This is a genomic window from Rhizobium ecuadorense, from assembly GCF_001187535.1.
Lineage (GTDB): Bacteria > Pseudomonadota > Alphaproteobacteria > Rhizobiales > Rhizobiaceae > Rhizobium > Rhizobium ecuadorense.
The window spans coordinates 20,749-32,724 of the sequence record NZ_LFIO01001747.1 but is presented as its reverse complement, the minus strand read 5'-3'; the positions used below and the strand labels follow the sequence as shown (position 1 = coordinate 32,724).

The following is an 11,976-nucleotide window of genomic DNA, read 5'->3' as shown; positions in this document are numbered from 1 at the left end:
AAAAGAAACACACCCTGGAACGAGCCCCAACAACACGGTTGCTGAGGCGCCCCGCAGGGGCCTCGAAGGACGAGGCCGGCCACCGGGGCGCTATCCGACAATTCGGATGGCTGTGGTGAGTGCGCAGCCAACCGCTTCGTCCTTCGGTGCCCCTGCGGGGCACCTCTGAAGGCTGATCGGTTTGTTTTGCTCTACGGCAGAAAAGCTAGCGCAAGTATCAACCCACCCTCCTCACCAAGTCAGTTTATGCGGGGACTGGCATTGTCTGGTTTTGCTAGCGGACGGCGTCGCTGACACGAGCGTCTGCGCTGTGAAGGTTCTTCTGCCTGCCCCACACTCCGTCCTGCTCGGCCTTGAGCCAAGCATCCACACCGCGTCCACGGCAGCTGCCGTATGGATCCCAGGCTCAAGGCCTGGGAAGACGGAGAGTGTGGTAGCGTTCTCGCCAAACCCGCCGTCAGCGTGCAGAGACACGCCGCAGCGGTCCTTCGTTAGGCCGACACTTACTACGCCTTCGCCATTTTATCACCACGGCCAGACGAAGATTGCGGGAAGAGCTGGAGCGTTATCCAGCCAAATCATCTCGTCAGGTCCTCTCTTCAAAGACTTGTCGCGGAAATCCATGTTTCCTCTACCTGAAGCTTCAAGATCTACGGTAAATAATCGTGGTTAAGCAGCTTTTAACGTTTCCCATTCATTATCCATCCGAAGCGTATCAGTTTGGCAGCGACTTGAAGCCTGCCGACCCAACGGATTTTGGAGTGGGATCCATGAAAAGAAGCTTGTCCGGCATCTTCGCCGCATTGTTGATCGCGACAAACGCCTATTCCGCGGACCTCGCCCCCGCTGAGCCTATCCCGGAGCAGCCGCCCGAAGTGGCGGTCAGCGAAGCGACCGGCTGGTACCTGCGCGGCGATGTCGGCTATGCCTTCACCGATCTGCGCGGCGCCCGCTATTTCCAGGGCAGCAACGCCACCGAGGTCGATTTCGACGACGCTGACCTCGACGACGCATGGACGATCGGCGGCGGTGTCGGTTATCAGGTCAACAGCTATCTGCGCACCGATCTGACCTTCGACTATCTGACGCAGGCTGATTTCAAGGGCTCGACATCAGGCCAGTGCGGCTTCCCGCTGGTGGATTGCACCTCGAGCGACCGCTCTTCGCTGACGGCTTATACGCTGCTTGCCAACGCCTATGTCGATCTCGGCACCTATGGCTACGTTACGCCTTATGTCGGCGCCGGTATCGGTGGCTCCTACGTCAAGTGGAAGAACCTGCGCAACGTCGCCTGCGCCGATGACGGCAGCTTCTGCGACGATCAAGTTACCCATGGCGGCAAGGGCAACTGGCGCTTTACTTACGCCCTCATGGCCGGCGCCTCGGTCGACGTGACCTGCAACTTCAAGGCCGATGTCGGCTACCGCTACCTGCATATCGATGGCGGCAATATGTTCGGCTATGCCGAAAATGGCGGTCCGGGCCGCGACAAGGGCCTCAGCGCCCATGAAGTCCGCGTCGGTGGCCGCTACCTCTTCGGCGGATGCGCCCAGGCGAGCTACGAACCGCCGCCGGAAATTCCGCTGCAGCCGGCGGTCTACAAGTAAGCTCAATTCGCCCCCATCAGAAAGCCGCCCGCTCGGGCGGCTTTTTGCTGCGTCAAGCGTGCCTGCGTCAAAATATCCTCTCTCTGCGACACTTCGATCTTGACTAAGACGCCTGCTATCCATACACACGGCGGCGGGACACCCTTCCCCAACGAAGGGCTTTCTATCTGAGAGGATAGCATCATGGCGAAGACCGCAAAGCCGGACATCCGTCCGAACAATACTCATTTCTCTTCTGGCCCCTGCTCGAAGCGCCCCGGTTGGTCGCTCGACGCCCTTTCCGACGCGGCCCTTGGCCGTTCGCACCGCGCGAAAGTCGGCAAGACCAAGCTGAAGCAGGCCATCGACCTTACCCGTGAAATTCTCGACGTGCCGGCGGATTACCGCATCGGCATCGTTCCGGCGTCCGATACCGGCGCCGTCGAAATGGCGCTCTGGTCGCTGCTCGGCGAACGCGGCGTCGACATGCTCGCCTGGGAAAGCTTCGGCGCCGGCTGGGTCACCGATGTCGTCAAGCAGCTGAAGCTCAAGGACGTACGAAAGCTCGAAGCCGGTTATGGCGAGCTTCCCGATCTCTCCGCTGTCGATTTCGACCGCGATGTGGTCTTCACCTGGAACGGCACCACCTCAGGCGTGCGCGTGCCGAACGCCGATTTCATTCCGGCCGACCGCAAGGGCCTGACGATCTGCGATGCCACCTCGGCCGCTTTCGCCCAGGAACTCGATTTCGCCAAGCTCGATGTCGTCACCTTCTCCTGGCAGAAGGTTCTGGGCGGCGAGGGCGCACATGGCGTCATCATCCTTTCGCCGCGCGCCGTCGAACGTCTGGTGACCTATACGCCGGCCTGGCCGCTGCCGAAGATTTTCCGCATGACCTCGGGCGGCAAGCTGACGGAAGGCATCTTCCAGGGCGAGACGATTAACACGCCGTCGATGCTCTGCGTCGAGGACTATATCGATGCGCTGGTCTGGGCCAAGGGACTCGGCGGTCTCAAGGCGCTGATCGCGCGCGCCGACGCCAACGCCAAGGTCATCCACGATTTCGTCGCGGCCAACGATTGGATCGCCAACCTCGCCGTCAAGGCGGAAACGGCCTCCAACACCTCCGTCTGCCTGAAGATCGTCGACAAGGACATCACGGCGCTCGACGAAGACGGCCAGGCGGCTTTCGCCAAGGGTCTGGTCGGCCTCTTGGAAAAGGAAGGCGTTGCTTATGACGTCGGACACTACCGCGACGCGCCGTCCGGCCTGCGCATCTGGGCCGGCGCCACGATCGAGGCATCCGACATGCAGAAGCTGATGCCCTGGCTTTCCTGGGCCTTCGAAACACAGAAGGCGCAGCTCGCTCAGGCAGCCGCCTGACGTGATCGCATCCGGCTCCGCCACAGGGCGGAGCCCGCATCTCCATTCATTCATCGCTGAACACTTTTGAAGGAGGCCACAATGGCACCTCGCGTTCTCGTATCCGACGAATTGTCGGAAACCGCCGTCCAGATCTTCCGCGACCGCGGCGTCGAAGTCGATTTCGAACCGCAGCTCGGCAAGGACAAGGACCGTCTGCTCGACGTCATCGGCAAATATGATGGTCTCGCCATCCGCTCCGCCACCAAGGTCACGGAAAAGATCATCCAGGGGGCGACGAATCTGAAGGTCGTCGGCCGCGCCGGCATCGGCGTCGACAATGTCGATATTCCGGCCGCCTCGCGCCGCGGCATCATCGTCATGAACACGCCCTTCGGCAATTCGATCACCACGGCCGAACACGCGATCGCGCTGATGTTCGCCGTCGCCCGCCAGCTTCCGGCAGCCGATACCTCGACGCAGGCCGGCAAATGGGAGAAGTCGAAATTCATGGGCGTCGAGATCACCGGCAAGACGCTCGGCGTCATCGGCGCCGGCAATATCGGCTCGATCGTCTGTGCCCGCGCCATCGGCCTCAAGATGCATGTCGTCGCCTATGACCCGTTCCTCTCCAAGGAGCGCGCCGAAGAGATGGGCGTCACCAAGGTCGAGCTGGACGAACTTTTCGCCCGGGCCGATTTCATCACGCTGCATGTGCCGATGACCGACAAGACGCGCGGCATCCTCAATAAGGAAGCGCTGGCAAAGACCAAGCCTGGCGTGCGCATCATCAACTGCGCCCGCGGCGGCCTGGTCGATGAAGCGGCTCTCGCCGAAGCCATCAAGTCCGGCCATGTCGCCGGTGCCGCCTTCGACGTGTTCGAGGTTGAGCCGGCCAAGGAAAGCCCGCTCTTCGGCCTGCCGAACGTCGTCTGCACGCCGCATCTCGGCGCCTCGACGACCGAGGCGCAGGAAAACGTCGCCCTCCAGGTGGCCGAACAGATGGCGGATTACCTCGTCAAGGGGGCGGTCTCCAACGCCATCAACATGCCGTCGATCACCGCTGAAGAAGCACCGATCCTGAAGCCCTTCATCCGCCTCGCCGATGTGCTCGGTGCTTTCGTCGGCCAGGTCACCGAAGAGCCGATCAAGGAAATCGAGATCCTCTATGACGGCATTACCGCCAACATGAACACGCGGGCGCTGACGAGCGCGGTGCTTGCCGGCCTCATCCGCCCGCAGGTCGCCGACGTCAACATGGTTTCGGCGCCGATCATGGTCAAGGAAAAGGGCGTCGTGCTTTCCGAGGTCAAGCGCGATAAGACAGGTGTCTTCGACGGTTACATCAAGCTGACGGTGACGACCGAGAGCATGACGCGTTCGGTCGCCGGCACGGTGTTTTCGGATGGCAAACCGCGCTTCATCCAGATCAAGGGCATCAACCTCGATGCCGATGTCGGCTCGCACATGATCTACATCACCAATACCGACGTCCCTGGAATGATCGGCTTCATCGGCACGACGCTTGGTGCCGCCGGCGTCAACATCGCCAACTTCCAGCTTGGCCGCGACAAGCAGGGCGGCGACGCCATCGCGCTGCTTTATGTCGACGGGGACGTGGATGACTCCGTGCTTGGGGAGCTGACCGCTCACCCGGCGATCCGCCAGGCAAAGCTGTTGACCTTCAACGTCGACTGACTTTCTTCCTCCCAAGGAAACAGCAAAACCCGGCGCTGGAAACGGCGCCGGGTTTTTGCTGCATCAGGAATGGAAGATCTCAGTGGTGCTTACGTCGGCGGACGATCCGGCCGAGGCGGGCGGCATCGTCCTGTGCTTTGGTGCGATGGAGAAAAGCGAGTCGGCTGCCGTCTAACCCCTGGAAGAATTCGTCCCAGGAAATTTCCTCCATCGGTTTCGAGGAAAAATCGACGCCGACGGTTTCGCTATCCCGGGCGTCCTTGATCCGGGCGGGGTGGCCGCCGCGCTCCTCGATCCAGTGTCTGATCCTCGTATAATCTGCTGTCGTTCCGAACCTGGCCATCAAACCCTCCACAGTAATTCGATTGCGACATTCACCACCTGCAACGCATGATCGAGCGAAACGTTCCGCGGCGGGTAAAATATTTAATCGAATGATTTCCCGGCGAGCCGGTTCCCCGCTCAAGCATTCGTCATTTTGAGAACTGCAGCCGAACCGGCATAATTCACCTGGGCTGGAAAGGAGGATGTTTATGAAACGCTATTCATTCTCGATAATCGGACTGGCGCTCTTGACCGCCATCATCGCCAATCCGGGCATCGCATTCGCCTGCAACAAGCTCATCGGCACCTGAGCCGCACCCCCGCTTCCAAGGCGTGGCTGCGGCTGCGCCTTGCTTTGCCAGCGAATTCCAAAAACCGCTATCCGAGGCCGCCTCTTGCGTCCCGATACAATCCTTTCTATATCGGTTTCTCATCGAGAAGGCGGCCGATCCCGCCTGATATCGGCAAATCCGCCGCAATTGCAGCGCAAGGGCGGATCGAGACCCAAGCAGAATTTGGCACCACCGTTGAACACACTGGATTTTGACAAGCAGCCGGAAGAGACCCGTGTCGTCGTCGCCATGTCGGGCGGCGTCGATTCATCCGTCGTCGCCGGCCTTCTCAAACAGCAGGGTTATGACGTGCTCGGCATCACGCTGCAGCTTTATGACCATGGCGCGGCCGTTCACCGCGCCGGTTCCTGCTGCGCCGGTCAGGATATCGACGATGCGCGCCGCGTCTGTGAAACGCTCGGCATCCCGCATTATGTGCTCGACTACGAGAAGCGCTTTCGCGAGACGGTGATCAATCCCTTCGCCGAAAGCTATGTCGCCGGTGAAACGCCGATTCCCTGCGTCTCCTGCAACCAGACCGTCAAATTCGCTGACCTGCTGGCGACCGCCAAGGAACTCGGTGCCGATGCGCTGGCGACCGGCCATTATATCCGCTCGCGGCCGAACCCGTCGTCGGAGCATCCCGGCCGTCGCGCGCTTTACCGTCCGGCCGATGCCGACCGTGACCAGAGCTATTTTCTGTTCGCCACGACGCAGGAGCAGATCGACTATCTGCGCTTTCCGCTCGGCGGCCTTCCGAAGGCCGAGACCCGCAGGCTCGCCGAAGAGATGGGTCTCGTCGTTGCCAAGAAGGCCGACAGCCAGGATATCTGCTTCGTGCCGCAGGGCAAATATTCCGACATCATCACCAAGCTGAAGCCGAATGCGGCGCTCGCCGGCGAGATCGTCCATCTCGATGGCCGGGTGCTTGGAACCCATGAGGGCATCCTGCACTTCACCATCGGCCAGCGCCGCGGCATCGGCATCGCCACCGGCGAGCCGCTCTACGTTGTCTTTCTCGACGCCCGCTCACGCCGCGTCATCGTCGGGCCAAAGGAGGCACTGGAAACGCACCGCGTCTATTTGCGCGACGTCAACTGGCTGGGCGACGAGACGCTTGCGCAAGCTGCCTCCGGCGACGGTTTTGCCTGCTACGCCAAGGTCCGCTCGACACGGGCGCCGGCGCCTGCCGTGCTGCATGTCGATGCAACGGGCACCTATGTCGACCTGACGGTCGGTGAGGCGGGCATCGCCCCCGGCCAGGCCTGCGCGCTTTATTCCGCGCCCGGCGACGACGCCCGCGTCTTCGGCGGCGGATTCATCGAACGCTCCGAGCGCGAACCTTCGGCGGAAGCTTCGCTCAAGGCCCTTTTGGCCGGCTCCGTCGCTGCGTGAAAGCGTTAGGAGAGGACAGGCGGCAAAGCCACCGTTTTTCTCGATCATGCGCTTGACACAATGCAGAAGCGCACCTTATAAGCCGCTCATCCCACGAGCCCGCAGCGCTTCGCGAGCAGGTATCGTTTGACCAGTGGCGGAGTAGCTCAGTAGGTCAGAGCAGAGGAATCATAATCCTTGTGTCGGGGGTTCAAATCCCTCCTCCGCTACCATCTCTCATTGCAGATTTGGCGATTTTTGCGGCCTTGATTTGAGCCGGTGCCGGCGGCCGTGGCAGTTCATCGGTAGCCGCCCCCTAAACTGGCCGGCAGGCCGGCAAAGCCGGTCAGCTTCCGATCTGCGGGATTTCCGCTGGCGCCGAAGACAGGACTATTTATAGAGCATCAGAAGCACTATTGGCAGCTTCATCGCCCAAAGGTGGGATGCAGCAGCAATAATAATAGCCCATACGGCAAGCGAGAACGTCACCGCTGCCAACTTGATCCCGACTGGCTGCATCATTTCCTCCATCCCAGCATCCGTGTCCTCCCCGGACATTCTCATGCTAGCAAACACGCAGGTCTGTCCGCTATCGCAAGAAATTGGTACTGGGCAGGCGGCTACAGTGTGAGGATGGCGAACGGCTTCGGCCTCCGCGGCATCTGGAACATTACCTCGTTCACGATGCGGGGAAGGCCGGTTGTTCATCCGAGACGCCCCTCAAACGACGAAATGAAAGTTGTCGTATTGTGCGCCATAATAATCCGGGCCGCTCGCTTCGGTAATGACGGGCTCGGTATCGAGCACGAGAGAGTCGATTTCGCCGTAGGCGCTGAGATCGATCACTTGCGGGTCATGAATGCTGTCGGCGGTCACGTTGACCGTGACCAGGAACACGGTATCGCCGTTCAGCTTACCTTCGATCGTTAAAACGTTGTCATAGTCCGATGTGCCGTTTGCCACGCTGAATTGCTCGATCTGGAAGGTGCCGCCATCGGCGGCTTGGATGGGTGTCCAGAACACGCCGCCTGCGAGATAATGGTTGCCGTCGGCTTCCTTATGTACCGTTGCATCGTCACCATCGTGCCAAGCGCCCCAATCGAAGCCTTTGTAACCCGTGGGGAAGTCGTGTTTGCCGACATCCTCGAAATTGACGAAGACGTCGCCGCGTTCCGGCAAGTCGACCGCGATATTGAGCAAGCCGAAGTCGGTGGCGCCTTTGCCATCCGATATCTTGAAATTGAATTGGTCGACGAGTTGATCGCCCGGGCCGAGCGCCGCCACCACCGGGTTGGAGTGATCGAGTTCATAGGTGTAGTTGCCGTTGGAATAGACGGTCAGCGTGCCGTATTTTCCCTCGATTGTCGTCGTCGTGGCGGGGCCATCCGGATCGGCCGGCTGCGGAATTCTCTGTCCGTTCACGAAGTTGAGGCGCACCCGATCTCCGTCGGCATCTGTGGAACTGGTGCTATCCAGGATGTTGCCGTCGATCGGGTTGTCGATGTCAAAAATAGGCTGGTATACGTCACCTGCGACCGGCTTGTGATTTGCCATTTCTACCTCCCGTCTGATGTTGAATTCGACTATGCAACCCTGTCGAGTGCCTGGCAACCCAAATTGCCGGGAGGGTCAGAGCATTTTCCTGTCTATCCAATGAATTTTCGGCCGGCCGTAGCTCTAACACCCAAGTAAAGAAGCTTCAGGAACCAGGGTTTTACGTCTTGTCCTGCACTGCTGCCGCACGCTCGACCATCATGTTTCTCGCCTCTTCACGCGATCCATCAATTCGGCCGGCAGGAAAATTTCGGTCAGCATAATATCGGCAGGTCAACGATGACGTCGTCATGACGATATACTGCATGAATGGCTCGGCGTGCCAAGGCCAATCTGGAAGGCGGAGCGGGGTCACCGACGGCCCGACTTCGGCGGCCATCAATCAATGCAGGCCGCCGACGCCCAGCAGGCTCTCGATAGCTTCATGATCCCTTGTGAGGTTCTCCGGCGTTCCCGTCCAGGCCAGCCTGCCTCGTTCGAGAATGACGACCTGATCGGCGAAATCGAGTGCGCTCTGAATGCGCTGTTCCACAAGCACGATGGTCATATCCCCTGACTTGGCGAGGTCGGTAAAGGCCGCCATCAGTTCCTCGCAGATAACCGGTGCCAGGCCCTCCAGCGGTTCGTCGAGCAGCAGGACCGACGGGCGGCCGAGAATGGTACGGGCGGTGGAGAGCATCTGCTGCTCGCCGCCGGAGAGCTGGCTGCCGAGGTTGCGGCGGCGCTCCTTCAGGCGCGGGAACATGGCATAGGCCTCCTCCAGCGCCGTCTTCGGCCGCGCCTTCAGGCCGACGAACAGGTTCTCCTCGACAGTCAGCGTCGGGAAGACGCAACGGGTCTGCGGCACATATCCGAGACCCTTATGCGCGCGTGCCGCGCTCGGTGCGGCGGTGATGTCGGCATCGCCGAGACGGATGTGGCCCTCATATCGCCTGGTCTGTCCGGCAAGCGTCGCCAGGAGCGTTGTCTTGCCCATGCCGTTGCGGCCGAGCAAAGCAAGCCGGCCGCCTGCCGGCACGGAGAAGGAAATGCCTTCGAGCACGCGGGTCGGCCCATAGCCGGCCGACAGGTTTTCGACCTCAAGCGACAGGGCCGGCATTGGCATAACTCCCGAGATAAGCCTCGCGCACACGCGCATCCCTAGTGACGTCTTCGGGCAGGCCGTCGAAGATTATGGCGCCTGATGCAAGCACGATGACGCGTTTTGCAAAACGGAAGACGAGATCCATGTCGTGTTCGATCATCAGCACGGCGAGATCGGAAGGCAGATCGGCCAGCGCCTGCTCGATGCGGCCGGTATCGCTCTGCGGCACGCCGGCCGCCGGCTCGTCGAGCAGCAGCACCTTCGGCTTCAGCGCCAGCGCCACGGCGATCTCCAGAAGCCGCTGCTGGCCATAGGCGATCTCGCTGACCTTGCGGTGCATCAGGGGTGCCAGCCCGAGCTTTCCAAGGAGATCGTCGACCTCGGCCATGACATCGGGCATTCGCAAGAAATTTCCAAAGGCGCGCCCGGTCTTTCCGTCCCGTTGAAGAATGGCAAGTCCCACATGTTCGGCCGGCGTCATATCGTGGAAAAGCCGCGTCACCTGAAAGGACCTGATAAGACCGCGTTTGACCCGACCGATCGCATCGACCTTCGTCACCCTCTCGCCGCCGAGGCGGACCTCGCCGGAATCGGGGGCGAGGTTGCCGGTGACGAGATTGACGAAGGTGGTCTTGCCGGCGCCGTTCGGGCCGATCAGCGCGATGCGGTCGCCTGGTGACATCGCCAGCGAAACATCATTGGTGACGGCAAGACCGCCAAAGGCTTTCCTGAGATTGGCGACTTCGAAGACCGGGCTCATGCGCGCTGCTCCCTGCGGCGGTCCATGAAGGCCGCGGCTGTGCCATAGAGACCTTTCGGCGCGAACAGCACGACGGCAATCAGCAGCGCGCCGACTATGGTCAGCCAGTGGAAGGGATTGGCAGCGGAGACATAGTCCTCGAAGAGCATGAAGATGAGAGTGCCGGAGAGCGCGCCGAAGAGAGAGCCGGTGCCGCCGAGCACGAGCATGACCAGCGCTTCGGCCGATTGTGTGAAAGACAGGCTGTCGAGGCCGACGACCTGGGTCGAGATCGCATTCAAGGCGCCGCCGACACCGGCAACCGCGCCCGAGATAATGTACATCCTGATCAGCGTCGCCTTCGGCGAAGCGCCCATGGCGCGGATGCGCAGCGGATCCTGTTTGACGCCGCGGCAGAGCATGCCGAAGGGTGAGCGGACCAGCAATCTGAGCAGTACGAAGACAACAAGCAGCAGCGCCATGCCGAAGAAGAAGGCGGTGTGACCGTAGAGATCGAATTCGAAGAGACCGAAGACCGGGTCCGGCGCGATGCCGGAAAGCCCATCGCTGCCGCCTGTCCAGGACGAAGCCTTGTTGGCGAATTCATGGAAGAGATTGATGAGGGCAATCGACAGCACGAGCTGCGGGAGCCCATGCGCCCGCAGGATGATCGCACCGCTGAGCAGCCCGGCAAGCGCGCCGCCGGCAATGCCGGCCAGCATCATCAGCAGCGGATCATTGATGCCGTAATGCGCCGACAGAATGCCGGCGGCATAGGCGCCGGACCCGAACAGCGCGGCATGGCCGAGCGTGGCGACGCCGCAATAACCAGTCACGAGATCGAGCGACAGAACGAGCAGCGCGATCGTGATCATCCGGGTCAGCAGCGCCAGATTATCGGGAAACGCGAAATAGCCGATTGCGCCGATGGCCGTCATAACCGCTATTGCGGCGAGATCTCGGCCGAGAAATCCGCGCCGGCGCTGGAGATGTTCGTTTTCGTCGTTGATTGCCAGCGCCATGTTATTTCGCCCTTCCGGCAAGGCCGCGCGGGAAGACGCAAATGATCGCGATCACGGCGAGGTAGAAGAAAAATTCGCCGAATTCGGGCATCAGATAGCGTCCTGTCGTATCGATCGCTCCGAGCAGCAGGCAGGCGATCAGCGCGCCCGGAATGGAGCCGGCGCCGCCGACGGAGACGACAACCAGGAAGGTGACCATGTAGCGCAGCGCGTAATAGGGCTCGACCGGCAGCAGTTCGGCGCCGACCACGCCGCCGAAAGCGGCAAGTCCGACGGCGACGGCAAAGCTTACCGCGTAGATGATCTCGGTGCGTACGCCGAGTGCGGCGGCCATGGCCGCATCGTCGACGGAGGCGCGCAGCTTGACGCCGAAGCTCGTCCTTTCGATCGCAAACCAGAGCGTCAGCGCAACAGCCAGGCCGCAAAGGATGGCGAAGAGCCGGTGAACGGGAATGGTGCGGAAGCCGAGATCGGCCGATCCCTGCAGCGTCGCGGGAAGCGGTATGGTTTTCAGCGTCGGCCCCATCGCGTAATTGGCGATGCCGATGACGCAGAAGGTGATGCCGATCGTCATCAGCACCTGGGTCAGTTCGGGCGCAGCGTAGATCCGGCGGTAGAGAAAACGCTCGAGCGGGATTGCGATGAGGATGGTGACGACGATGGCGGCGATGACCGCTACCGCATAACCGAGGCCGAGATCGCGGGCGGCATAGGAGGCGATGTAGCCGCCGATCATGGCGAAGGCGCCGTGCGCCAGATTGACGACGCGCATCAGCCCCATGGTCACGGAAAGGCCGATCGATATGACGAAAAGCACCATGCCATAGGCAAAGGCGTCGACGGCTATGCTGAAGACTGTCTGCATGGAAATACCTTGCTCGATGCGACGGGCTCGGCCTCG

General features: G+C 61.2%; 11 protein-coding genes and 1 tRNA gene. 5 read left to right on the top strand and 7 right to left on the bottom strand.

Features of this window, described 5'->3' with window-relative positions; translation table 11 throughout:
- Positions 1-770 precede the first annotated feature (770 nt).
- The 3 genes from AF337_RS35205 (at position 771) to serA (ending at position 4,646) form a co-directional block, all read left to right on the top strand.
- Complete coding sequence (locus tag AF337_RS35205; protein WP_049735714.1) at positions 771-1,607, top strand: outer membrane protein; 837 nt, start codon at positions 771-773, stop codon at positions 1,605-1,607.
- A 183-nt stretch (positions 1,608-1,790) separates the two neighbouring features.
- Positions 1,791-2,969, top strand: a complete 1,179-nt coding sequence (locus AF337_RS35195; RefSeq protein WP_049735712.1) for a phosphoserine transaminase — start codon at positions 1,791-1,793, stop codon at positions 2,967-2,969.
- Between the two features lie 81 nt (positions 2,970-3,050).
- Positions 3,051-4,646 (top strand): phosphoglycerate dehydrogenase, encoded by a 1,596-nt coding sequence (gene serA, locus AF337_RS35190; protein ID WP_049735711.1) that lies wholly within the window; start codon positions 3,051-3,053, stop codon positions 4,644-4,646.
- Between the two features lie 79 nt (positions 4,647-4,725).
- On the opposite strand, the gene AF337_RS35185 is transcribed toward serA, so the two are convergent.
- A complete protein-coding gene (locus AF337_RS35185; RefSeq protein WP_049735710.1) occupies positions 4,726-4,989 on the bottom strand; it encodes a hypothetical protein in 264 nt (87 codons plus the stop codon).
- A gap of 508 nt (positions 4,990-5,497) precedes the next feature.
- On the opposite strand from AF337_RS35185, the gene mnmA reads away from it, so the two are divergent.
- On the top strand, positions 5,498-6,697 hold the full coding sequence (gene mnmA / locus AF337_RS35180; protein WP_049735709.1) for a tRNA 2-thiouridine(34) synthase MnmA: 1,200 nt from the start codon (positions 5,498-5,500) through the stop codon (positions 6,695-6,697).
- Between the two features lie 135 nt (positions 6,698-6,832).
- A tRNA-Met gene (locus tag AF337_RS35175) sits at positions 6,833-6,909 on the top strand.
- Positions 6,910-7,066: 157 nt separating this feature from the next.
- Here AF337_RS35175 and AF337_RS43895 read toward each other — a convergent pair.
- The 6 genes from AF337_RS43895 to AF337_RS35145 all read right to left on the bottom strand — a co-directional run bounded on the left by AF337_RS43895 (position 7,067) and on the right by AF337_RS35145 (position 11,940).
- On the bottom strand, positions 7,067-7,207 hold the full coding sequence (locus AF337_RS43895; RefSeq protein ID WP_167347833.1) for a hypothetical protein: 141 nt from the start codon (positions 7,205-7,207) through the stop codon (positions 7,067-7,069).
- A gap of 189 nt (positions 7,208-7,396) precedes the next feature.
- A complete protein-coding gene (locus AF337_RS35170; RefSeq protein ID WP_049735708.1) occupies positions 7,397-8,230 on the bottom strand; it encodes a VCBS domain-containing protein in 834 nt (277 codons plus the stop codon).
- Positions 8,231-8,612: 382 nt separating this feature from the next.
- A complete protein-coding gene (locus tag AF337_RS35160; RefSeq protein ID WP_049735706.1) occupies positions 8,613-9,329 on the bottom strand; it encodes an ABC transporter ATP-binding protein in 717 nt (238 codons plus the stop codon).
- Positions 9,310-10,074 carry an ABC transporter ATP-binding protein gene (locus AF337_RS35155; RefSeq protein ID WP_049735705.1) on the bottom strand — a complete coding sequence of 255 codons (765 nt, stop codon included), beginning with the start codon at positions 10,072-10,074 and terminating at the stop codon, positions 9,310-9,312. The genes AF337_RS35160 and AF337_RS35155 overlap by 20 nt, the downstream gene beginning before the upstream one ends.
- A complete protein-coding gene (locus AF337_RS35150; RefSeq protein WP_049735704.1) occupies positions 10,071-11,075 on the bottom strand; it encodes a branched-chain amino acid ABC transporter permease in 1,005 nt (334 codons plus the stop codon). The genes AF337_RS35155 and AF337_RS35150 overlap by 4 nt, the downstream gene beginning before the upstream one ends.
- Position 11,076: 1 nt before the next feature.
- The gene (locus AF337_RS35145; RefSeq protein WP_049735703.1) at positions 11,077-11,940 is read right to left on the bottom strand and encodes a branched-chain amino acid ABC transporter permease; all 864 of its coding nucleotides are present in this window, start codon (positions 11,938-11,940) and stop codon (positions 11,077-11,079) included.
- Positions 11,941-11,976 lie beyond the last annotated feature (36 nt).